Source organism: Erwinia sp. QL-Z3 (assembly GCF_004551645.1).
Lineage (GTDB): Bacteria > Pseudomonadota > Gammaproteobacteria > Enterobacterales > Enterobacteriaceae > Erwinia > Erwinia billingiae.
Genome location: NZ_CP037950.1, coordinates 3944414 through 3968339, shown reverse-complemented (window position 1 = coordinate 3968339; position 23926 = coordinate 3944414). Strand labels below are relative to the sequence as shown.

The 23926-nt window shown below is 54.6% G+C and carries 20 protein-coding genes; 8 read left to right on the top strand and 12 right to left on the bottom strand.

Annotation, left to right across the window (positions count from 1 at the left end; translation table 11 throughout):
* Nucleotides 1-144 precede the first annotated feature (144 nt).
* Nucleotides 145-861 carry an orotidine-5'-phosphate decarboxylase gene (pyrF, locus tag E2F51_RS18975; protein WP_134824257.1) on the top strand — a complete coding sequence of 239 codons (717 nt, stop codon included), beginning with the start codon at nt 145-147 and terminating at the stop codon, nt 859-861.
* Nucleotides 861-1187, top strand: a complete 327-nt coding sequence (gene yciH / locus E2F51_RS18970) for a stress response translation initiation inhibitor YciH (protein WP_134824256.1) — start codon at nt 861-863, stop codon at nt 1185-1187. The genes pyrF and yciH overlap by 1 nt, the downstream gene beginning before the upstream one ends.
* Nucleotides 1188-1303: 116 nt before the next feature.
* Here yciH and osmB read toward each other — a convergent pair whose 3' ends face one another.
* The 3 genes from osmB to E2F51_RS18955 form a co-directional block, all read right to left on the bottom strand.
* Nucleotides 1304-1522 (bottom strand): osmotically-inducible lipoprotein OsmB, encoded by a 219-nt coding sequence (osmB, locus tag E2F51_RS18965; RefSeq protein ID WP_013202374.1) that lies wholly within the window; start codon nt 1520-1522, stop codon nt 1304-1306.
* Between the two features lie 381 nt (nt 1523-1903).
* On the bottom strand, nt 1904-2278 hold the full coding sequence (locus E2F51_RS24330; RefSeq protein ID WP_013202373.1) for a hypothetical protein: 375 nt from the start codon (nt 2276-2278) through the stop codon (nt 1904-1906).
* Nucleotides 2279-2315: 37 nt separating this feature from the next.
* Nucleotides 2316-3293, bottom strand: a complete 978-nt coding sequence (locus E2F51_RS18955; RefSeq protein WP_134824255.1) for a hypothetical protein — start codon at nt 3291-3293, stop codon at nt 2316-2318.
* A 479-nt stretch (nt 3294-3772) separates the two neighbouring features.
* Between E2F51_RS18955 and araD the strand changes: the two genes are divergently transcribed.
* Complete coding sequence (gene araD, locus E2F51_RS18950; RefSeq protein WP_053142864.1) at nt 3773-4474, top strand: L-ribulose-5-phosphate 4-epimerase; 702 nt, start codon at nt 3773-3775, stop codon at nt 4472-4474.
* Between the two features lie 199 nt (nt 4475-4673).
* Nucleotides 4674-5543, top strand: a complete 870-nt coding sequence (locus E2F51_RS18945; RefSeq protein ID WP_013202370.1) for a crotonase/enoyl-CoA hydratase family protein — start codon at nt 4674-4676, stop codon at nt 5541-5543.
* On the opposite strand, the gene pdeR is transcribed toward E2F51_RS18945, so the two are convergent.
* The 5 genes from pdeR to E2F51_RS18920 form a co-directional block, all read right to left on the bottom strand.
* Nucleotides 5540-7522, bottom strand: a complete 1983-nt coding sequence (gene pdeR, locus E2F51_RS18940) for a cyclic di-GMP phosphodiesterase (RefSeq protein ID WP_013202369.1) — start codon at nt 7520-7522, stop codon at nt 5540-5542. The genes E2F51_RS18945 and pdeR overlap by 4 nt on opposite strands.
* Before the next feature lie 159 nt (nt 7523-7681).
* Nucleotides 7682-7972, bottom strand: a complete 291-nt coding sequence (locus tag E2F51_RS18935) for a YbdD/YjiX family protein (protein WP_013202368.1) — start codon at nt 7970-7972, stop codon at nt 7682-7684.
* Complete coding sequence (locus tag E2F51_RS18930) at nt 7965-10031, bottom strand: carbon starvation CstA family protein (RefSeq protein ID WP_134824254.1); 2067 nt, start codon at nt 10029-10031, stop codon at nt 7965-7967. The genes E2F51_RS18935 and E2F51_RS18930 overlap by 8 nt, the downstream gene beginning before the upstream one ends.
* Nucleotides 10032-10208: 177 nt before the next feature.
* The gene (locus E2F51_RS18925; protein WP_013202366.1) at nt 10209-12149 is read right to left on the bottom strand and encodes an exoribonuclease II; all 1941 of its coding nucleotides are present in this window, start codon (nt 12147-12149) and stop codon (nt 10209-10211) included.
* Nucleotides 12150-12266: 117 nt separating this feature from the next.
* Nucleotides 12267-14576, bottom strand: coding sequence for an FdhF/YdeP family oxidoreductase (locus E2F51_RS18920; RefSeq protein ID WP_134824253.1), 2310 nt, complete (start codon nt 14574-14576; stop codon nt 12267-12269).
* 286 nt (nt 14577-14862) lie between these two features.
* Between E2F51_RS18920 and E2F51_RS18915 the strand changes: the two genes are divergently transcribed.
* Both E2F51_RS18915 and E2F51_RS18910 read left to right on the top strand, forming a co-directional pair.
* Nucleotides 14863-16410, top strand: coding sequence for a PTS transporter subunit EIIC (locus tag E2F51_RS18915; protein WP_371732191.1), 1548 nt, complete (start codon nt 14863-14865; stop codon nt 16408-16410).
* Between the two features lie 174 nt (nt 16411-16584).
* On the top strand, nt 16585-17520 hold the full coding sequence (locus E2F51_RS18910) for a LysR family transcriptional regulator (protein WP_105759731.1): 936 nt from the start codon (nt 16585-16587) through the stop codon (nt 17518-17520).
* Here the strand turns inward: E2F51_RS18910 and E2F51_RS18905 are convergent.
* The 4 genes from E2F51_RS18905 to sapC form a co-directional block, all read right to left on the bottom strand.
* Nucleotides 17509-18672 carry an oxidoreductase gene (locus tag E2F51_RS18905; RefSeq protein ID WP_134824251.1) on the bottom strand — a complete coding sequence of 388 codons (1164 nt, stop codon included), beginning with the start codon at nt 18670-18672 and terminating at the stop codon, nt 17509-17511. The two genes, E2F51_RS18910 and E2F51_RS18905, sit on opposite strands and share 12 nt — an antisense overlap.
* Before the next feature lie 218 nt (nt 18673-18890).
* Nucleotides 18891-19700 (bottom strand): putrescine export ABC transporter ATP-binding protein SapF, encoded by an 810-nt coding sequence (gene sapF, locus E2F51_RS18900; RefSeq protein ID WP_013202361.1) that lies wholly within the window; start codon nt 19698-19700, stop codon nt 18891-18893.
* Nucleotides 19700-20692 carry a putrescine export ABC transporter ATP-binding protein SapD gene (gene sapD / locus E2F51_RS18895; RefSeq protein ID WP_134824250.1) on the bottom strand — a complete coding sequence of 331 codons (993 nt, stop codon included), beginning with the start codon at nt 20690-20692 and terminating at the stop codon, nt 19700-19702. The genes sapF and sapD overlap by 1 nt, the downstream gene beginning before the upstream one ends.
* Entirely contained in the window at nt 20693-21583 is an 891-nt protein-coding gene (gene sapC, locus E2F51_RS18890) for a putrescine export ABC transporter permease SapC (protein WP_013202359.1), read from the bottom strand.
* An 836-nt stretch (nt 21584-22419) separates the two neighbouring features.
* Between sapC and E2F51_RS18885 the strand changes: the two genes are divergently transcribed.
* Entirely contained in the window at nt 22420-22926 is a 507-nt protein-coding gene (locus E2F51_RS18885; protein WP_013202357.1) for a ferritin-like domain-containing protein, read from the top strand.
* Nucleotides 22927-22994: 68 nt separating this feature from the next.
* Nucleotides 22995-23912: a manganese catalase family protein gene (locus E2F51_RS18880; RefSeq protein ID WP_134824249.1), complete on the top strand. Its 918-nt coding sequence runs from the start codon at nt 22995-22997 to the stop codon at nt 23910-23912.
* Nucleotides 23913-23926 lie beyond the last annotated feature (14 nt).

The window sequence follows — 23926 nt, the reverse complement described above, 5'->3', positions numbered from 1 at the left end:
TGTGGCATCGGCGTTGTTTGCGGTCTGACAGGGCAGGCTCACGAAAACTGACGCGCCAACCTGTGATTTTGCCGATGTCGCAGGTAGAATGCTTGCCGTTTATCTCTTGTGCCAAAGGCGCATCACTCTTAAGAGGGCTCTTCTATGCAATCACTTTCGGTCACCGGTTCCCCCATTCTGGTCGCGCTGGATTATAACGATCGCGCTGCCGCTATGGCTTTTGTGGATCGTATTGACCCACAGAGCTGCCGGTTGAAAGTAGGCAAAGAGATGTTCACCCTTTTCGGACCTGAGCTGGTGAAAGACCTGCACAAGCGGGGTTTTGACGTCTTCCTCGACCTGAAATTCCACGATATCCCTAATACTACCGCGCACGCCGTTGCGGCGGCCGCAGAGCTGGGTGTCTGGATGGTCAATGTCCACGCCAGCGGCGGAGCGCGGATGATGACCGCCGCGCGTGAGGCGCTTCTGCCTTTTGGCAAAGATGCGCCGCAGCTGATTGCCGTCACCGTGCTGACCAGCATGGAGGCTTCAGACCTGAAAGATATTGGTATCGATGCGTCCCCGGCTGACCATGCCGAGCGTTTAGCGCGTCTGACCCAGCATTGCGGGCTGGACGGTGTGGTTTGCTCAGCGCATGAAGCGGTTCGCTTTAAACAGGCTTTTGGCTCAGACTTCAAGCTGGTGACGCCGGGGATTCGTCCTGCAGGCAGCGACGCGGGCGACCAGCGTCGGATCATGACGCCGCAACAGGCGCAGCAGGCTGGCGTGGATTATATGGTGATCGGGCGTCCAATTACCCAATCGGCCGATCCGCAAGCCACGCTGAAAACCATTCTTGCATCATTACAGGAGGCATAATGGCCGATAATAACAGTCGCCTCGTTTACTCGACGGAGTCAGGCCGTATTGATGAGCCTAAGCAGGAAGTCCAGCGGCCTAAGGGCGACGGCATCGTGCGGCTGCAACGGCAAACCAGCGGCAGAAAGGGCAAGGGTGTTTGCCTGATTACCGGGCTGGAGATGAATGATGTAGAAATCGAAAAGCTGGCGGCGGAATTGAAGAAAAAATGTGGCTGCGGCGGCTCGGTGAAAGAGGGCGTGATTGAAATACAGGGCGACAAGCGCGACCTGTTAAAAACGTTACTTGAAGCAAAGGGTTTGAAGGTGAAGCTGGCAGGAGGCTGAAGCGACATCGTTGCAGCACTCCCCCTAAGGCGGGTCATCTTAAGCCATATTAAAGGCCGCGAATTTCGCGGCCTTTTGCTGTAGATGCATTGCATAGTCTGAATTTATTATGGTTATTATTTGCTGATTTGGTGGCCGATAATACCACCAACAGCGGCACCACCCACGGTACCCAGTCCGCTACCGTTGGACAGAATATTTCCGCCAATAGCACCAGCACCAGCACCAATTGCCGTATTACGATCGCGTTTAGACCAGTTCGAGCATGCGCTCAGTGAAAGCACCAGAGTTGCGGCTAACACGCCAGCGGTAATACGTTTTGCGGTCATTGACATCATCAATTCTCCTTAATGTCTTTTACAGAGATATCTTTCTCAGTATAGCGTCTGCTTTGCGTTGAAGGCCCAATCCGGGCATATTTATGAGTGGTTTATCTCACTTAAAGGAAATTAACCGCTATAAAAAATGCTGTGCATAGCCCGCAGTTGGAACGCAATTAATCGCTGACAACAGAGCGGATATAGATAGAAGTCTAACTATAACCTCGGGTTCTATTGCCTTTCTGTATTGTATTCACCGCTGATCATCTTCACAGGTAAAAAATCCTAAATGCTTAGACATTTCTGGTCCTAAAACGCATTCCCCTGAACCATCCAGTTTCCGCCATCAAATCGCGCACCCCGTTCCCTGAGATGCATGGCCACTGAAACACTCTGTTAGCGATCGTTTCGTTGCGCTAACCGGGCATGTTTAACGACCTCATCAACCACCGTCAGCGTCAATACCCGATCGCCCTGATACCAGCGTCCGTTCTGCGGCTTCCAGCCCTCTGCCAGCAGACGTTCGGCAGTGTCACTGATTGGCTGTCCAATCATCGCATCAATCTCTTCAGGTTGCGTCTGCCGTGAGGCGTTCTGCGCCTTGGTTTTATGGATATCGCAGCTCACGCCATCGGTCATCTGCGTACAGCCGCTTGCCTCGAGTTGAGCGCGATATTTAGCACTAATGGCATAGGCTGGCCCGGCAGACATTGCGGTAATCGCCAGGATCAACAGCGCGCGTGAAAGGTAACGGCTTGGGATGTGGGTCATTTTGTACCTCGGTTTATTGCATTCAGTTAATCAGCAATCAGAGACCATGCGCACGGCCATTAGGGCTGTTATGCGCTGATGCCTGGGCATTCTCTGCGCCACGACCCTGATGGCCAATGCTGCCTTTGTTATGGCCCGCTTTGTCGTGGCGGTTACCGGTGTGGCTAATCTGGAAGGCTGAGACGTAAGGAACCGCCACCTGTACGCCGGGCATCGTCGCAGCAAGTTGCGCGGCGGTTGTTACCTGCGTAACGCCGTTGATCGTTACTGAAACCTGCGTTGACGGGTTTAGGGTTGATGCCGCGACGTTGATAGTTGGCACGCGCTGGTTAACTGCAACAGGTGCAACCGGCGTTTTTTGTAATACTGTCATATAGACATTGATGCGGGTTGGCGTTCGCTGTGGTACCGACTGAGGCACGGCCTGCGGTACTAAAGGCTGCAATTGCGCGATCGGCGTTTGTTGCTGGATCTGCGGAGTAGTCTGTGGCACGGCTTGCGGTACTGAAGGCTGCAATTGCGCGATCGGCGTTTGTTGCTGGATCTGCGGAGTAGTCTGCGGCACGGCCTGCGGTACTGAAGGCTGCAATTGAGCGACCGGCGTTTGTTGTTGGATCTGTGGAGTAGTCTGCGGCACGCTTTGCAGTACTGATGGCTGCAACTGAGCAACTGGTGTTTTTTGTTGTATCTGTGGCGTGGCCTGTGGAATTGCCTGCGGAACATTCATCCGCTGTGGTACTGATTGCACCATTGCAACAGGAGTTTTCTGCGGTGTGCGTTGTGGTGAAATCTGCGGCACCTGTGGCTGTTTTGATGGAACTGCGTCAGGAGTTGCGTAGCCTACGCCCTGGGTATTTTTAGCATTGGTGTATGAATTGCCAAAATTGTTGTTAATTGAATCAGACAACGCGCCACCTGTTAAACCAGTGAGTGACGGTGATTCTGGTGCCGCAACAGCAGCAAAGGTTGAAACAGTGGCAACAGCCAGGGCGAGCATTTTGATACTGGTTTTCATTTTCAGGTATTCCGTAATTTGGGTTTGTGCGCATTCATGACGGCCAGATTCCGCATTTGACGGTGATAACAGGGCATCAACATCTAACCGAAACTTATTTCACTGCCCGGAAAAAGCCCCCTGATACCTGCCAGGCATTCAGGGGGAAAGCTCACCAGGAATGAAAACGATGGAAACAATGTCGGAATGGAATCGACATGCCATTTCTCGTCGGTGCGCAAATTACGCCGTTTAGGATTGGTTTAAGTTGATATAAATCAATCGCGAGTGGAAACGATTACACTCGTAAAGTAATGTCTTATTTTGTAAAGAGAAAAATGTTTACGCACTGTTTTTGATTATTCGTGCGCAGAGGGGATCCCTGTTGTTCACGCATTTACTGGCCTACAGCGAGTTCCTGCCGGGCATCCAGCGAATAGCTCCATAGCCAGTCCGTAAGTCGCGGGGGAAAATGGAGAAAATGGGGCTGGAGAAGAAAAATGTTAGAACAGTTAAAACAACAGGTATTGGAAGCCAATCTGGCGCTGCCAAAACACGGTCTGGTGGTCTTTACCTGGGGTAACGTCAGTGCGCTGGATCGCGACAGTGGGCTGATGGTGATTAAACCGTCGGGTGTCAGCTATGACGTTATGCAGCGTGACGATATGGTGGTGGTTAACGTCGCCACGGGGGAGGTGGTTGAAGGCAGCAAACGACCTTCGTCTGATACTGATACCCATCGCGCGCTCTATCAGGCCTGGCCTGAGGTAGGCAGTATCGTCCATACCCATTCCCGCCATGCGACGATCTGGGCCCAGGCTGGCCGCGATATCCCTGCCTGGGGAACCACCCATGCGGATGATTTCTACGGCGCCATTCCCTGCACCCGACAAATGACGCCTGAAGAGATTCAGACGCGATACGAGTGGGAAACCGGGCAAGTGATTATCGAAACCTTCCAGCAGCGTGAAATCGATCCGCTGGCGGTTCCTGCGGTGCTGGTGAATTCGCATGGGCCATTCTGTTGGGGCAAAACAGCAGATGAGGCCGTTCACTCAGCCGTGGTGTTGGAAGAAGTGGCCTACATGGGGATCTTCAGTCAGCAACTCACGGCCAACCTGCCTGCCATCCAGCAACCACTGCTGGATAATCACTATTTGCGTAAGCACGGCACTAACGCCTGGTATGGTCAGAAAAAATAATTTTATCAGGCCCGTTAACGTAATTCAGGCAAACGTTTTGTCTGAATTACGGTCTGGCAATATTTAGCACTATTTTTCGCTTGACTGCTCATCCTGCCCACCTGTTTTATCTTAAAAATCAAAACCAGATTTTGTGATTACCCGCTCTGGATTACGCTGGAACCGCGCTTAAGCGCTCCCATAACCAGAGGATAAGATAATGACAGTAATTAATCAGACTACATGCAGGTTGTTTAGCGAAGTTGGACAAACCACACAGCTCTCCGCGTACTACGAGGAAGGGCGTCGCACCATGTGGATGTTACTTCGCGCGCAACCGCGTCCAAGCTTCAATCACGAGCTGATCGAAGAGATCATGAACCTCAGTTATGCCGCTCAGCGTTCTGGCTTACCCATCGACTTTTGGGTGACCGGTTCGCTGGTTCCGACGATGTTTAACGCCGGTGGCGATCTGCGGTTCTTTGTTGAATCGATTAAAAATGGACGGCGTGAAGCACTGAGGGCGTATGCCCGGGCCTGCGTGGACTGCATTCATGCCGCCGCACGCGGCTTTGATACCGGCGCAGTCAGTATTGCTATGATTGAAGGCAGCGCTTTGGGTGGTGGCTTCGAGGCTGCATTGGCCCACCACTTTATCCTGGCGCAAAACACCGCCCGCATGGGCTTCCCGGAAATTGCGTTCAACCTGTTTCCTGGCATGGGGGGCTATTCACTGGTCGCCCGTCGTTCAGGGATGAAACTGGCGGAAGAGCTGATCTGTGAAGGGGAGTCACATACCGCCGAATGGTTTGAACAACGAGGACTGGTCGATAAGCTGTTCCAGCCGGGTGATGGTTACCAGGCGACGCGTACGTTTATCGACACCATGAAGCCAAAACTGAACGGCGTGAAGGCGATGCTGAAAGCGCGTCAGCGTGTGTTACAGCTGACGCGCGCAGAGCTGATGGATATCACGGAAGACTGGGTAGACTTCGCGTTCACCATTGAACCGAAAGATATTGCCTATATGGAACGTCTGGTACAGTTGCAGAACCGTCACAGTGCGCAGGTTTTACGTAAAGTCGGCTAAGCATTAGTCCGGTTCGCCAGCCAGTGCTCGATATCGTCGGCGGGCATGGGTCTGGCATATAAATAACCCTGGCGGGTATCCACACCACTCGCCAGGACAAAGGCCTCTTCCTCTTTGGTTTCGATCCCTTCAGCAATAACCTGCAAATCCAGCGCCTTCGCCACCGCCACAATCGCCTTAACTAACGACTGCGATACCGGCTGATCGTTTACGTTGCGGACAAAACTCTGGTCGAGCTTAATTGCGTCAATGGGCACGCGAGCCAGCTGTGAAAGCGAGGAATATCCGGTACCGAAGTCGTCCAGATGCACCTCTGCGCCCAGCTGCTGGAACTGCAACATCAACGCCAGCGCCTTTTCTTCATTTTCGATCAGGCAACTTTCAGTCAGTTCAATATCAATCGGGCAGCGTGACAGATTCAACTGCTCCAGCGCCAGTTTCAGATCGGTATAAATACTCTGATCGGTCAGCTGACGGGCGGAGACATTCACCGCCACGCGTAAATCGATGCCTTTCTCCCGCCAGCGAACGACCTGTTCAAGCGCAGTCAGCATCACCCAGCGACCGAGCGGCACAATTAATCCCGACTCTTCGGCATAAGAGATAAAATCACCTGGTGGCACCAGACCACGTTCCGGCGAAAGCCAGCGCACCAGCGCCTCCACGCTTTTCACCTCGCCATTTCCGTCAACTTTTGGCTGATAATGGATAATCAGCTGATTCTGATCCAGCGCTTTGCGCAGGTTGGTATCCAGCCATAGATATTCAAATACCCGTTGGTTCATTTCGGCAGAGAAGATGCAGAATTTACCACGACCATTTTCTTTGGCTGTATACATGGCGGTGTCAGCATTGCGCATCAGGCTTTCTTTATCTTCGCCGTGCTGCGGGCTGACCGCGATGCCAATGGAGCAACCTGAATAGACTTCAATCAGGCCGATACGGAACGGCTGTTTCAGACGATCGAGGATGCGCGATGCCATCGCTTCCAGTGAAGCCTGACTGGCGGCGGTGGCCAGCACGATGAATTCATCACCGCCCAGGCGAGCCAGGGTCTGATCTTTATCCAGACAGCTTAAAATCGCCAGCGAGACCGCCTGCAACAGCTGATCGCCAAACATGTGCCCGTAGGCATCGTTGACCTTCTTAAAGTTGTCGAGGTCGAGATAGACGATGCCAATCTGCTGCTCAACACGCTGTTCCAGCGCCTCAGCGATAGCGTGGTTAATCGCATTGCGGTTTGGCAGGCCGGTAATGGTGTCGGTATTCGCCAGCACGCGCAGGCGCTCCTGAGCGCGACGTTCTTCAGTAATGTCTGTCCCTGAGCAGATCAGGTAGATCTCATTTTTCCCGCTGCCGCTGTGGACAAATTTATTGCGGAACAGGAACAGGCGCTGGCCCTTTTTGGTTTTGATCCAGCGTTCAACTTCGTAAGAGCTGCCATCGCGGAAAAAGCCGCTGATATTACGGCGGGACGACGAGGCTTCCTGCTTGGTCATAAACAGCTGGAACACATTACGGCCAATGACTTCTTGTTCTTTCAGGCCGGTATATTCTTCGCTCAATCGATTAAAGCGCTGAATGTTGCCGCGCTGATCGACAATCACAATCACCGAATTGGCTTCAGAAACCACCTGTTCGGCAAATGAGAGTCCCAGTACCAGATCGCGCGCCACGGCGGAGGTATCTCCCCACGCAGACGCGCTGCCGGCCCATGAGGTTTGGTTAACTCTTCTGCCGACCAGATGCATAGAAAGAGGCTCACCGTACAGGGACAGTGTCAGGTTAACGCTGGACGTAATTACCGTCATGCTGCGGATCAGGCTGGCCTGTGGGCCAGTCAGCGCCACGGCGATATGTGTACTTGCCTGTTCATCCTCAGCAAAAAGGAGTGCATCGCTGTCTGCCATTAAACGCCAATGAGGGCTGGTGGTACCAAAATAGGTATAAAGTAATGATTGCCCCGGTTCATCGGTCATCTGGTGTCTCCTTGAGGGATGCAATGAAGGCTGTATCTTCTTATTTTAGCAACAGTATTCGGCAACCAGTATAATCTCAAGGTGTATCTCAGATATATTTTTCGAGCAGAAATTAACGGGGAGAATAAAATGCCCCGATCTGGCGATCGGGGGCGGGGATTAGCAGGGGCATTTGCCTAACTTCCCAGCTTTGCTCGGGAAGCGGGCATCAAGACAGTAGCGATGAAACTCTTTCTCTGTCATAGGTTTAGTCTGAGGATGTTGCTGATTCATGTGCCGAAGATAACCAGGATAATCCTGTACGCCCACCATCAGACGGAAGGTTTGCGCCACACGTGACATAAGAAGGCGTAACGTTAATTTCTCTGGTGATTTTGTGCTATTCATCGCCAGGCAGCGATAAATGATCAGAGAACGTCGTTTAGGTATCGCATAAATAGCATCAGACATGGCGAGCCTCACTGCGCAAGGAAACGGCGGTTTCGTGAGTGGTCGGTGTTGCGCTGTTCAGCGCGCGACGGATCACGAAGAAGGCAGAAATCAACATTGTCACCGCCACCAGCATAAAGAAGGCGCAGAGCGCGGCGTTGATTTGATTGCTGAAGACGATGGTTTGCATATCTGCCACGGATTTTGCCGGGGCAATAATGATGCCGTTATCGATCCCTTTAGAGAACTTATTGGCCTGCGCCAGGAAACCAATGCTCGGCTTCTCATGGAAAATCTTCTGCCAGCCCGCGGTCATCGAGGTGATAAACAGCCAGACGGTCGGCAGGATGGTCACCCAGGCATAACGCTGCTTCTTCATTTTGAACAACACCACGGTGCCGAGGATCAAAGCCATCGACGCCAGCATCTGGTTACCAATGCCGAACAGCGGCCACAGCGTGTTGATGCCGCCCAGCGGATCGACCACGCCCTGATAAACGAAGAAGCCCCAGCCGGCCACCGCCACCGTAGTGCCGGCCATATTGCCTAACCAGGAACGGTTGTTGGCCAATGAAGGCACCACCACGCCGACCAAATCCTGCACCATAAAACGACAGGCGCGCGTGCCGGCATCGACCGCAGTAAGAATAAACAGCGCTTCGAACAGGATTGCGAAGTGATACCAGAACGCCATCATCACCCGGCTGTTAAACACTTCGGTAATGATATGCGCCATGCCTACCGCGAAGGTTGGCGCACCGCCGGCACGTGAGAGGATAGTGCTTTCGCCTACGTCCCGGGCAATGCCGGTCAGCATTTCAGGCGTCACCACAAAGCCCCAGCTGTTGATCGCCTGCGAGGCGGTTTCCACCGTGGTGCCAATTAATGCGGCGGGTGAGTTCATCGCGAAGTACACGCCAGGTTCAATCACCGAGGCGCAAATCAACGCCATGATGGCTACGAAAGACTCCATCAGCATCGCGCCGTAGCCGATAAAACGAATATGGCTCTCACGCTCAATCAGCTTCGGCGTGGTCCCGCTGGAAACCAGCGCATGGAACCCGGAGATCGCGCCGCAGGCGATGGTGATAAACAGGAACGGGAACAAGGCACCGGAAAACACCGGGCCGCTACCGTCGATAAAGCGGGTTACCGCCGGCATTTTCATTTCCGGCATGGCAAACAGAATCCCAACCGCGAGGCCCGCAATAACGCCTATTTTCAGGAAGGTAGACAGATAATCACGCGGCGCCAGTAACAGCCACACCGGCAGAACCGAAGCAATAAAGCCGTAAATAACCAGCACCCAGGTCAGGGTCGTGCCTTTCAGCGTGAAGAACGGTCCCCAGTAGGGATGTTGCGCGATATCACCGCCATAGATAATCGCTGCCATCATCAGCACAAAGCCAATCAGTGACACTTCCGCGATTTTTCCGGGGCGAATAAAACGCATATAAATGCCCATAAACAGCGCAATCGGGATGGTTGCCGCGATGGTGAACAATCCCCACGGACTGTTTGCCAGCGCCTTAACCACCACCAGCGCGAGGGCGGAAAGAATAATGATCATCACGCCCAACGCCCCGAGCATGGTGACCACACCGGCAAAGGCACCGAGCTCCTGTTTAGCCATTTCACCGAGTGAGCGTCCGTCTCTGCGGGTCGAAATAAACAGGATCAGGAAGTCCTGCACCGCACCGGCCATCATCACGCCCACCAGGATCCAGATGGTGCCGGGCAGAAAGCCCATCTGCGCGGCGAGGATCGGCCCAACCAGCGGACCGGCACCGGCGATGGCGGCAAAATGGTGGCCGAACAGCACCCATTTATTGGTGGGAACATAATCCAGACCATCGTTATTGCATTCCGCCGGTGTGCGGCGACGGTCGTCTAACTCAAAGATATTTTTAGCGATAAACAGGCTGTAAAAACGGTAAGCAATGCTGTAGCACGCGATGGAAGCCACCACCAACCACAATGCATTAACATGTTCGCCACGGCTGAGCGCCAGCATAGCAAACGCCCCGGCTCCGATTAACGCCACCGCGGACCAGGTGACGCCGGTTTTGACGTTTTTCATCACATTACTCCTTGCAGGATCCATAAGAAGGACTGAACAAGAACTTAAAGTAATGTAATTGTTTGTTAATGAAAGCGAAGGCAGGGAGAAGTGTGAGGCGAGAAGCTTTTTTTCTGTTGCGGAGGAGGGGAAGAGATGTCAGGTGGGATAACGGACGCTATCCCACCTGAAAAGCCGTTACGCTACCGGGCGTGCAACCACGCTGCGGTTTTCCATACGGACTTCAGCAATGGTCACTTCGATCAAATCGGTCACGCGGTAAGCCACTTCACCTTTGATCTGCACGGTGCCATTTTCCTGGCTGCATACCAGCTCATCACGCACGGCGTGGATGAACGGTGCCGGAATAAAGGCAACCGCGCCGTTCGCCGTCAGACGGACGCGCATGCCGCCGCGAGAAACGTCGATGACTTCTGCACCGAAACGCTGGTCGGTGCCCGCCGCGCTCTGCAGGAAGCGCGAGTACAGCCAGTCACCAACGTCACGTTCCGCCATGCGGTTCTGACGGCGACGTTCGCCCATCTTCACCGTGATGTCATCATTTGGACGGCGGGCTTCTTCCCCTTTGATCATCGCTTTAAGCAGGCGATGGTTGATCATATCGCCATACTTACGGATCGGTGATGTCCAGGTGGCATACGCCTCCAGACCCAGGCCAAAGTGCGGGCCCGGCTCGGTGCTGACTTCAGCAAACGACTGGAAACGACGGATGCGGCTGTCCAGGAACTGTGTCGGCTGTGAATCCAGCTCGCGGCGCAGTTCGCGGAAGCCTGACAGGGTGGCGATCGCCAGCGGATCCACTTTCAGGCCGTGGTTTTCCAGCATGGTGGCCGCCAGTTCCGCTTTCTCGGCATCAAAGCCCAGATGGATGTTGTAGATGCCGAAGCCCAGTTTCTGACGCAGCACGGTGCCGGCACAGATATTGGCGGTGATCATCGCTTCTTCCACAATGCGGTTAGCAATGCGGCGGTGCTCAGCCACGATATCCAGCACTTCGCCTTTCTCGCCCAACAGGAAGCGGAAATCAGGGCGATCTTTGAACACCAGCGCATGGGTTTGACGCCATTCGCTGCGCGCCAGGCACAGGCGATGCAGCAGACGGATCTGCGCCGCAATCGCGTCGTTCTCAGGCTGCCATTCGCTGGCACCGTCGCTTTCCAGCCAGTCGGAGACGTTGTCGTAAGCCAGTTTCGCTTTGGACTCAATCCACGCGGCAAAGAAGTGAATCTCTTCACTCAGGGTGCCGTCTGCTGCCACGTTCACGCGGCAAGCCAGCACCGGGCGGCGCTCGTTCGGGCGCAGCGAACAGATGTCATCAGACAGCTGACGCGGCAACATTGGGATGTTGAAGCCCGGCAGATAGTTAGTGAATGAACGCTCAGCGGCAATGGCATCCAGCTCGCTACCGGCAGCCACATAGGCGGTCGGATCGGCGATGGCGATGGTCAGACGCAGCGCACCGTCGGCGGCTTCTTCCACATACAGCGCATCATCCATATCTTCTGTGCTGGCGCTGTCGATGGTAACGAATTCAAGGGCAGTGAGGTCTTCACGTTCCAGCTGCTCGTCCAGCATCTCGCCGGCGGTGGCGTCTGGCGCCTCACGCTCAAGATTGTGACGGGAGAGGGTGACCCACCAGGGGGCTAAGTGATCGTCAGCCGTGGTGATAAACGCCGTCAGTTCAGCGTAGAAAGTGCGATCGCCTTTCAGCGGGTGGCGGCGCATTTCCGCCACGGCCCAGTCGCCATTCTGGAAATCATGCGTCACGTTACGATCGGCACGACACTGAATCGCGTCTTTCATCAGGGGATGATCGGGAACGATCGACAGGCGATCGTCTTTGCGCTGTACGCGGCCAACAAAACGGGTCAGGAAAGGCTCAATCAGCTTTTCCGGATCGGCAACTTCACGATCCTTATCGGTTTGCAGGACGGCGACCACGCGATCGCCGTGCATGACTTTTTTCATGAACGGCGGTGGAATGAAGTAACTTTTTTGTGCGTCGACTTCCAGGAAGCCAAAGCCTTTTTCGGTGCCTTTCACTACCCCTTCAACACGCGGCGTCTGGGAGTGGAGTTTCTCTTTGAGCTGCGCGAGCAGCGGGTTATCCTGGAACATAATCTCAACAGTTTTCGTGGCCTAAGAGCGGCAGACAGTTTTACGCGATTAACCGCTTCGCGGCAAGTAAAAAGCCGGGAAACCCGGCTTTGATTAATTTCTGAAAACGCAGTGAACTCAGGCGATGCGCAGGCCCGGTTTCGCCTCGGAGAAGGTGATTTTCACCGGCACCGATTTGGAGGTTGGCGTCCCGCTGCCGTCACCGAAGCTGGAAAGGGGAACCAGCGGATTGGTTTCCGGATAATAGGCGGCAAGGTTGCCCTGAGGAATATTGTAAGAGACCAACTTGAAGTTGAACACTTTACGGATAATACCGTCATTCCACAGGGTTTCGATATCGACATCATCGCCGGCGGTGAAGCCCATTTTTGCCATATCGTCCGGGTGCATAAACAGCACTTCGCGCTGACCATAAACGCCACGATAACGGTCATCAAGGCCGTAGATGGTGGTGTTGTACTGGTCATGCGAACGCAGCGTCTGCAGGGTGAACGGCACCTCAACATCGCCCAACTGCGGGAACAGAGAGTCCGGCAAGCGTGCGCTGCTGAACTGGGCCTTATTGTTCAGGGTGTTGAAGCGGAATTCGGCTGCGGCATTGCCGAGGTAGAATCCGCCTTTAATGTCGCACTTCTTATTGAAGTCGGCGAAGCCCGGAATGGTGGCGGCGATATGGTCACGGATCTTGTTGTAATCGGCGGCCAGTTCCAGCCAGTCCAGCTTCTGATTGCCGAGCACGGCGTTGGCGATGCCGGCGACAATCGCCGTTTCTGAACGCTGGGTATCGGCAATCGGTTTGCCCACGCCTTCAGAGGCGTGAACCATACTGAAGGAGTCTTCAACGGTGATGAACTGCGGACCGGACGCCTGGATATCCTGCTCGGTACGGCCAATGGTTGGCAGGATCAGCGCATCAACCGCACCCGGGCACAGGTGGCTGCGATTCAGTTTGGTGCTGATTTGCACCGTCAGTTCGCAGCGACGCAGCGCTTCTTCAGTGCGCGGGCTGTCCGGTGCCGCAGCGGCAAGGTTGCCACCCAACGCAATTAGCACTTTAATTTCATTTCGCAGCATCGCTTCCAGCGCTTCAACGGTGTTATGACCGATGTTGCGTGGCGGCTCGAAGCCAAAATGCGCCGCCATGCTGTCGAGGAAGGCCTTGGAAGGCTTTTCATCGATGCCCATGGTACGGTTGCCCTGCACATTACTGTGGCCACGCACCGGACAAAGGCCCGCGCCTTTTTTTCCTAACTGTCCAAACAGCAGTTGCAGGTTGGTGATTTCACGCACCGTATCAACCGAGTGTTTGTGCTGGGTAATGCCCATTGCCCAGGTACAGATCACCCGCTCGGCGCTTTGGTAAATCGCCGCCGCTTCCCGGATTTGCTGCTCGGTAAGCCCCGACTGCTGGACAATTTGCGCCCAGTCTGTCGCTTCAACCACCGCCAGATATTCTTCCATCCCTTCGGTTTTGGCATTGATGAACACTTCATCAAACAGGCCTTTTTCACCGGCGGCAATCAGTTCGTTATGGGATTGCGACAGGGCTTTGACCATGCCACGGATCGCCGCCATATCACCACCGAGGTTCGGCTGGTAATATGTCGAGCTGATGGTGCCGGCTTTGCTGGTGACCACTTCCAGCGGTTTTTGCGGATCGGCAAAGCGTTCCAGACCGCGTTCGCGCAGGGTATTGAAGGTGACGATTTTCGCGCCGTGATCGGCAGCGTGACGCAGGCTGTGCAGCATACGTGGATGGTTGGTGCCCGGGTTCTGACCGAAGACGAAAATCGCATCAGCATGGTCAAAATCGTCCAGACGGATGGTGCCTTTACCCACGCCAATGCTGCGTTTAAGGCCGGTGCCGCTGGCTTCATGACACATATTGGAGCAGTCAGGGAAGTTATTGCTGCCGTTCATGCGACCAAACAGCTGATACAGCCAGGACGCTTCATTACTGGCGCGGCCAGAAGTATACAACTCCATTTGATCCGGATTGTCCATCGCCTTGATATGTTTGGCGATCAGTTTGAAGGCATCATCCCAGCTAATCGGTTCGTAGTGATCCGTTTCGCGGTTATACCGCAAGGGTTCAGTCAAACGCCCCTGATACTCAAGGAAGTAGTCACTCTGCTGATACAGGGAAGCGACGCTGTACTTTTCAAAGAAGCTGGCATCGACATAACGGCGGGTCGCTTCCCAGGTCACCGCTTTCGCGCCGTTTTCGCAGAAGCTGAAGGTGCTTTTATTGTCATCACCCCAGGCGCAGCCCGGGCAGTCAAAGCCTTTGGCTTTGTTCATGCGCATCAGGTTACGCATGTTTTTAAGGACTTGTTTGCTGTCAAAGACAAAACGGGTGGTGGCTTCAAGAGATCCCCAGCCGCCTGCCGCAGCCTTGTACGGCTTAATTTCAGTTTTAAATTTCATTGGGCTTCACAGGTGTCTTAATTGTTTTAGAGTTGTTAAGAAACTATTGCTTCTTTTGTCGGATTAGTCTGCAACCCGGTAAAAAAATTGTCTAATTGATTGGTTTAATGGTGCGATAGGCGCTGTTTATCGCAAAAGCGTGAACTGACTCAAAGAATCGCCCGTCGCATTGTGTATTTACCAGACTCCTTGCCAGGAACAGGCTAATAATTAACCTTTCTTCAGTGACGACGAGGTGCCTGTGAAAGAATTTGCCAGCAAAATCCATGCGTTCGGCAAGGCGCTGATGATGCCGATTTCGGTAATCGCCGCCGCCGGTATTTTCCTTGGTGTGGCGGCTGCGATGCAGAACCCGGCGATCACTGGCGAAGCCTTTGCCAGCCTGCATACGCCGCAGTTAATCATTGGTTTTATTCGTAAGGTGGCCGGGGCGCTGTTTGCCAATCTGCCGTTGTTCTTTGCGGTAGCCAGCGCCATTGGCCTGGCGAAGGCCGAAAAACCTACGGCGGCGTTTGCGGCGGTGATCGGCTTTATCGCCATGCATGTTGGGGTAAGCGCCACGCTGGGTGCGCAGGGACTGACTGCGGCAACCACCACGCCAGACGCGTTGCAGGCCAAAGGCATGGCGCAGACGGCCGCGATGATGACCTCCGCCGAATACATTCAGATGCTGGGCATCTTTACTTACAATATGAGCGTGCTGGGTGGGGTAATTTCCGGGCTGTTGACGGTAATGATTCATAACCGTTTCTATACCACGCAGTTGCCAACGGCAATCAGCTTCTTTGGCGGCAGGCGGCTGGTGCCGATTATCACCGTGCTGGTGCTGCCGCTGGTGGGTGTGTTGCTGGCGATGATCTGGCCGACCATCGGCGCAGGCATTGCCTGGGTTGGCGAGCTGATTGGTAAAAGCGGCCAGTATGGCGCATTCCTTTATGGCACCAGTGAGCGGCTGCTCATCCCAACCGGTCTGCACCATATTCTGAATGAAACGGTGCGCTTTACCCCCATCGGCGGGGTGGCGACCGTAAACAATGAGACCATTGTCGGCGCGCTGAACATCTTCAACACCGCCTTAACCCATCCGGGTTCGATCCCCGATGAAACGGTACAAAATGCCACTAAGTTCCTCGCCCAGGGCAAAATTCCGGTAATGATGTTTGGTCTGCCTGCCGCCGCGCTGGCGATGTACCACACCGCGCGACCGGAGCATAAGCAGCGTGTGAAAGCCCTGGTGCTGGCGGGTGCGCTTACCTCCTTCACCACCGGGATCACCGAGCCGCTGGAATTCTGCTTTATCTTTGTCTCGCCGGTGCTCTATCTGTTCCACGCGGTGCTCAGCGGGCTCTCATTTATGCTGATGTCCGCGCTGCATTTGATGATTGGCAACATCCAGGGGGGCGCCATCGATCTGGTGGTGTTCGGTATTCTCGGCGGCAGTAAAACGCAGTGGTGGTGGGCCATCGTGCTCGGACTGATTTATGTGCCGGTTTACTACTATGGCTTTAAGTTTGTCATCACCAAAATGCGTGTTGAAACGCCAGGGCGGGAGTCGGATGAAGCCGAAACCGTGCCGCAAAAAGTCAGCCCCGACCAGCGAACCCAGGTGATCATCAGCGGCCTTGGCGGCGAAGCCAATATAGAGGACGTCGATTGCTGTTTCACCCGCCTCCGTGTGCGGGTAAAGGAAATGCGGGAAGTGGTCGATCAAACCTTACTGTCGACGGGTGCCAATGGCGTTAACCGGGTCAGCGATCATGATGTGCAGGTAATTTACGGTCCGCAGGTGGAAAAAATTGCCCATGAGGTAAAAACAGCGCTGGGCGTTGGCTGAAATCTGCCGATAAAAAAATACCGGCTGCGAAGCCGGTATGATGAACAGCATCTTGTGAAGACTGTTAAGGGGAGTAAACTTCAGCGGGTTTTCCAGAAAATAGCCCGCTCATTCAATCTGATAACGCGAATGCCAGCATTAAGGACCGCCTTCACCACATGAAAGTTAACAACGATGGACATTAAACAGCTTATCTATCTGGTCAATCTGGAGCGCGAGCGCCACTTTGGTCGTGCGGCGGAAGCCAGCTTTGTCAGTCAGCCTACGCTGTCGATGCGTCTGAAGAATCTGGAAAAAGAGCTGGGATTATCGCTGATCAACCGCAGCAATAACTTTGATGGCTTCACCGCAGAAGGTGAGCGCGTGCTCTCCTGGGCGCGTGAAATCGTCTCGGTATATCAGGGACTGAAACTGGAAGTGGAATCACTCAAGCACGGCGTGAAAGGTACGCTGCGCATCGGCGTGGTGCCGCAGTGCAGTATTTCCCTGCCGTTGATGCTGAAGGGCATCAGCGAACGCTATCCCCAGCTGGATTATCGCGTCGCGGTGTTAAGCGCGGACCAATTGCTGGATGCGCTTAACAGCCACACGGTGGATGTCGGCATCGGTTTCTTTGAGCTGGCCACCCTGCGCGAGCTGCATTTTCAGGCTGAACCCTTGCGGGATGACGGCGTGGAAGTGGTGTTTCATCCGCAGCATTTTCCCCAGCTGGTTGGGGACACGCCGCTGGAATTGAGCGATCTTGCCGATGTACCGCTGTGCCTTGCCGAGCAGACGCGCTATTTCCGCCGCTATCTGGATACGCATTTTCGTGAAGCGGATATCCGGCTGCGCGTGGTGCTGGAAACCACCTCGATATTTCAGCTGGTGCAGGGGATTCAGGTGGGGCTGGGCTGTCTGATTTCGCCATGCGGCCATTTGCTGCCGGAAATGACCCCGGAACTGCACAGCCGCAAGCTGGCGATTGCGCCGATGTCACGTCAGGCTGCGGTGGTGATTGCTGAACCGGGCAGGGCGACGCCGCTTGCGCAGCACTTCTTCGATGAGGTGCGTCGCTGGTTAAGCGAAGGACAGGGCGGAAGGCTATCCGCCCCGAGTTTAACGGGCTGAATCCACTGCGGGCGCGGTGGAGCCCAAAGCCTGCATCAGGCGATTGTTCCACGCCGCCAGCGCGATACTTTGCACAATACTGAACACCGCGCGATCGCTAAAACCGGCTTCTTTCAGCGGTTGTAGGTGGGCGGCACTGAACCGCTCAGGAGAGCGGGTCAACTGGGCCGCGCAGTGGATCACCGCTTTTTGTTCCGCTGTGGCTTTATTCAGCGCCTGTTCCACGCCTTCAAGCAACGCTTCACGTAACGACGCATCGGCAAACTGCTGGAAACAGAGCGGGCTTCCGTTAATGCGTGCACTGACGGCGGAGGCCAGCCGACCGGCTTCAGTGCCGGTCACGTCCTGCATCGCGTTGAGTAAATTTCCCCAGCCATACAACGCTTCACCATCGTGGGCCAGCAGCCAGGCGCTATCACGCAACAGTTCCTGAGGCTGGCACCAGGTTAAGGCTTCCAGCTGACTGGCGGAGGCGTAACGTAACTCAACCGGCGGTAAAAACGGGCGCCAGGCGTCCCGATGCTGGAAGCAGTCGGACTCCGCATCTTCTGGCAGGGTAACGCCGGGGATCCAGCGCACCGGCAACGCCAGCAGGGCATTCATGCCCGCCACAATACGCGCCTGATAGCTGACAAAACCGATCAGCTGATGGAAGGTGACGATATCCGGTGCCGTTAATCCCACTTCATCCAGACGGGCCAGCGCCACGTTGTCGACCAGGGTTGGCTGGCTAGCCAGTTGACGGGCGTATTCGGTGATCTGGGTAAGGCGTCGATTGCTCTCGCGGGAAGAGTCGGGGCCGGACAGGGGATTCAGACGCGCGGCATAGTGGTTACACAAGCGCTGAATGCCGGTGACCTGAGCCACGGTCAGCGCGGTGCTCAGACGATCGTAAATGGTCAGCGTATGGGTTTTGCTGGTGGTCAGCTGCTGCGGCAACAGCAGCTGATACAAATCTCGCGAAGCCAGCATCGCAGGCTGACATTGGCTGATGGTCGGCCCTAAGGTGTCGGCATACTGCTGAGCCAGACCAAGCAGAAAGCGGTCTTCAATCTCGGCCGCTTCTGGAAACAGCGGCGCAGCATGGGGCGTTAATGTGGACTGCGTTTCATGATACCAGTGGCTGTTGCCGGGAAAACGGCGCTGTTCCATGATCATTCCTTTTCAAGTTAACCGGCCCGGTGAACCAAAGAAAGAGGGGTATGCGCGTCAACGGGCCTGAAGAGCCTGACTATCCTCGCGCAAGCGCTGAGGTGAACCAAAGAATGATCGGTGCTAACACATAGCGGAATGGTATAACGGCGCGGGAGTGGGCGTGAACCGTGCAGAAATCAGACATTCCGCACGGTTCTGGCAAAGCTTAGCGGAATTTATGCCAGGTCTTTACGCCAGGCGTCGGCTTTTAACGGTTCGCCGAAGTGGCTGTTAATCAGGCGTTTGGTCAGATCGTGGAGCGGGCAGGCCAGCACCTCTGCCGTGCTGCCGCGTTCCACCACTTCGCCCTGGTGCATCACAATCACCTGGTCGCTGATGTGCTTCATCATCCCCAGATGCTGGGTAACGTAGATATACGAAATTCCGTGCTTATCCTGCAGCTCCAGCATCAGATTGATCAGCTGCGAACGCATCGACATATCCAGCGACGCCATCGCCTCATCGGCAATAATCACTTTGGGTTGCAGGATCAGCGCACGCGCCAGGCCAACACGCTGTTTCTGACCCGGTGCCAGCATATGTGGATAGTACGCCGCATGATCGCGCAGCAGGCCGACCTGGCGCAGCGTGGCAATAATCCGTTTCTCGCGTGCTTCCGTAGAGAGTTCGGTGTTTAAGCGCAGCGGAAAATCGAGGATCTGGCCAATGCGCTGGCGCGGATTAAGCGAGGTTGACGGGTCCTGAAAAATCATCCGGATACGCTGGCTGCGATAACCATAATCGCCATACTCCAGCGGATGGTCGTCGATCAGAATATCGCCGGTGCTGGGCGCCACCATGCCGCTGAGCATTTTCGCCAGCGTTGATTTGCCCGAGCCGTTTTCACCAATAATTGCCAGCGTTTGCCGCTCTCTCAGCGTAAAGCTGACCTCTTTGACCGCCTCAACATGCTGACGACGAAACAGCCCGGTGCGATAGCGGAACGTTTTGCTGAGATTGCGCACTTCCAGTAGCGTTTCAACCATTACTGACTCTCCATGTTAAGTGGGAAGTGGCAGGCAAACAGATGGGATTTGGCGCCGGACAACCTTGGCGTTTCAATACACTTCTTCTGCGCATAGGGGCAACGCGGCCCCAGCCGACAGCCGATCGGCAAGTGTTCCAGTGACGGGATGGCACCGGGCAAGGTGTTCAGCCGGCTTTTATGGGGCATCGCAAGACCAAAATCGGGCATCGCGCGGATCAGCGCCTGAGTATAAGGATGGTGCGGCGCGATAATCAGCGCTTCGCTCGGGGCGGTCTCGACCGTTTGCCCGCAATACATCACGTTAATGCGGTCGGCCCAGTGACTGAGCATCTGCAAGTCATGGCTGATCAGCAGAATAGTGGTGTTGTTGTTTTGGTTCAGACGCGCCAGCAGGCGGAAAATCTGGGCCTGAGTGGTCGGTTCCATGGCGTTGGTGGGTTCATCCGCAATCAGCAGGCGCGGCTGGTTTGCCAGCGCGATGGCAATCATCACTTTCTGGCACTCGCCGTCGGTCAGCTCATACGGGAAGCTGCCCATAATATCTTTATGATCCTTGATGCCGACGCGGTGCAACAATTCAATCGCCCGGCGGTGACGCCAGCGGAATCGCTGATACCAGCGACCCTTGTAGGTCCATCCGGGAATGGCCTGCACGATTTGCTGGCCAATGCTTTCGGACGGATCCAGACAGGACTGCGGCTCCTGGAAAATCATCGAGACGTTGTGGCCGATGATCTTACGTCTTTCACGCGGGGAGAGATGCAGCAGATCGATATCATCAAAACGCATCCGATCGGCGGTGACACGCCAGTTATCTTTTGTCACGCCGCAGATCGCTTTCGCAATCAGGCTTTTGCCGGAACCCGATTCGCCCACCAGCCCGCGCACTTCGCCTTCGGTCAGCGTGATGCTGACGCGGTCCACCGCCTTCACCGGACCGTCGGCGGTCATAAATTCAATCGTCAGGTTACGAATATCAAGCAACGGCATCTATTCAACTCCCGCAACGATGGCCCGACGAATACCGTCACCCAACAGGTTAACGATTAGCACGCTGAGCATAATCGCCGCGCCAGGCAGCATCACCGTCCACGGGGCAACATAGATCAGTTCCAGCGCATCGCCCAGCATCGCGCCCCATTCGGGTGAAGGGAGCTGGGCACCCAGATCCAGGAACCCCAGCGCGGCAATATCGAGGATCGCCATCGACAGGGCGCGGGTAAATTCAGAAACCAGCAGGGCGAGGATATTCGGCAGGATGGCATACCAGAGAATATTCAGGCTGCTTGCGCCGTCCAGCCTGGCGGCAATCACATAGTCTTTCTCCAGCTCGTCATGCACCGCGGTATAAATGGCGCGAACCAGCCGGGGAATGATCGCCAGGAACACCGCCAGCAGGGCATGTTCGAGGCGCGGCCCGAGAAACGCCACCACGATAATCGCCAGTAACAGCGACGGGATGGAAAGCAGCGTATCGAGGATATGGTTCATTATCGCCGAGCGTAATCCTTTGGTCAGGCCGGCCAGCACCCCTAAAACCATGGCACATGCTGCAGCAAAAAACGTGACCAGGATCGCTGAACCGACGGTCGGCGCAGCGCCGCTTATCAGGCGGCTGAGAATATCCCGCCCGAGATCGTCCGTGCCGAGGAAGAACGACACGTCGCCATAACGCGACCAGGAAGGTGGCAGCAATTGGTAACCGAGGAACTGTTGATCCAGCCCGTAAGGCGCCAGCAAGCGGCCAAAGATGCAAATCAGCAGCAGCGCAATAAAGGCATAGAAACCGACCATCGCGCTGGTGTCGTGATAGAACAGACGCCAGGCGTTGCGTAGCGTGCTGGGGAGCCGCTCTTCGGCATAAATATTATCAGCGGGCATGTGATGCCACGTGATGCGGGGTAATCAGGCCTGGGCGTGGGTTAAATTCTTTATTCATATCAGTAATTTGCTCTCTTTTATGCTTCGCGCGGGCTCAATGTCAGGCTATCCGCCACCGGCAGCGTCACAAGCGCGACGCGGGTGAAGATCGGCCCGTACAACTCAGCATAGGCGATTATCCTTCTATATCACTGTCGCAGGCAAGGGAACGCAGAGAACAATTTCACTGATGGATTACAGAAGCTTACGAACGCTGGCGGAATATTGTTAACGCCAGCGCATGCGACGGTTGCTTTTAGCGGACGCGATTTCCCGCGTTTTTGCATGTGAAGTGGCGAGGAATAAAATCATCTCAGCCCGCCGAAATTATTTTTCAGACGTGTTGGTTTTTAATCTAATAACGCCATCCCAAGAAAAAATTTTTGGAAAAACGCTTCCCACTATTTAGCTGATGTAAATCAGGGCACTGTAAAGACATCAACGCCTTAAGTTTTTCATTACCCTCTCTTTGATAATAAATATCATGCAAGATTTAATTTTATTAAAATCCATACTATTCAGTATGTTGTGAATTTTATCTGGCCGGAAAGGAATATTTTATCGCAGCCTGCGGTGATAAGTTGGCAGTGCAGTAATGGCATTTAAGTGCTAGCGGAAAAATGAATGAAAAAACCATGCCAGGATTAATCTTAATCGTCCATTTATTCCTGCAATATCCAAAGTAATTGTTAAATGCCATCTACGATGATTGTACTGATGAAATAAAGTGAACCCCATCCTGCACGGGAAATTAATATTTAAATTAAGGGGCACAACATCAACCTGAGAGGATCATCATGACGCATTTAGAAAACTATCTCGCCTGGGTAAAAGATGCCCATGCGATGGAAATGCAGGCTGAAAGCATGCTGGAGAAAATGTCCGATCGGCTTGAGCACTATCCCGACCTTAAGGCGCGTATCGACCAGCATATTGAGGAAACCCGGCAGCAGCAGGGGCTGGTCCAGTCCGTCATCGACCGTTACGACACCTCCAGTTCCACCTTCAAGGACGCGATGGGCAAACTGACGGCCATGGGTCAGGCGATGGGCGGGATGATGGCCGATGATGAAGTGGTGAAAGGTGCCATCAGCGGGTATGTCTTTGAGAACCTCGAAATCGCGAGCTACACCTCGCTGATTGCGGCGGCAAAACTGGTCGGTGACGCCGAAGGCGTGCGTGTTTTCACCCAAATTCGTGAGCAGGAAATCGCCATGTCCGAATGGTGTCTGCAGCATCTCCCTGACGTCACAGAACAATTTATGATCCGCTCCGCCACCCCCGGCGTGGAAGCAAAAAAATAAGCCTGTTCCTTTATGCCCGCTACGGTGGGCATTTTTTCGTTATTAATACTGGTTATCCGGAGTAAGCAATGTTCAGACATGTAAAACAACTGCAGTATACGGTTCGCGTGGCAGGCCCAAATCCGGGGCTGGCAAATCTGTTGCTGGAACAGTTTGGTGGACCTCAGGGAGAACTTGCGGCGGCCTGCCGTTACTTCACTCAGGGACTGGGTGATGAGGATCCGGGACGCAAAGATATGCTGATGGATATTGCGACCGAGGAACTGAGCCATCTGGAAATTATTGGTTCGCTGGTCGGGATGCTGAACAAAGGCGCCAAGGGTGACCTGGCAGAAGGCACCGAGAAGGAAGGGGATCTGTACCGCAGTATTACCGGCAACGGCAATGACAGCCATCTGACTGCGCTGCTGTACGGAGGCGGACCGGCGTTAACCAATTCTGCCGGGGTTCCCTGGACTGCGGCATACGTCGATACCATCGGCGAAGTTACCGCTGACCTGCGTTCCAATATTGCTGCCGAAGCAAGAGCGAAGATTTTATATGAACGCCTGATCAATATGACCGACGATCCGGGCGTTAAGGATGCGCTTGGCTTCCTGATGACCCGTGAAGTCGCGCACCAGATTTCCTTCGAAAAAGCGCTCTATTCCATCCGCAATAACTTCCCACCGGGCAAACTCCCGCCGATTGAGAAATACGCCAGTGCCTATTACAACATGTCTGCCGACGGGGACGTCAGAGGCAGTTGGAACTCGGATGAAAACTTCGATTACGTTGCCGATCCGGCCCCTGCCGTGGAGGGCGGAGACGGAACGGCAAGCGTGACGCTTCCTGCGAAACAGCAGGCGGCGTTGGATGCCCTTGCGGCCCGAACAGCCTCCGATCCCCAGGTCAATCCGGTGACCGGTGCCGATATTGGTGCCGTCCCACCGATTGAAAATGAAACGGCATCGGAACCGCCAGCCGGCAAGCCGGCGAAAAAATAGCATTCAGTGCAAGG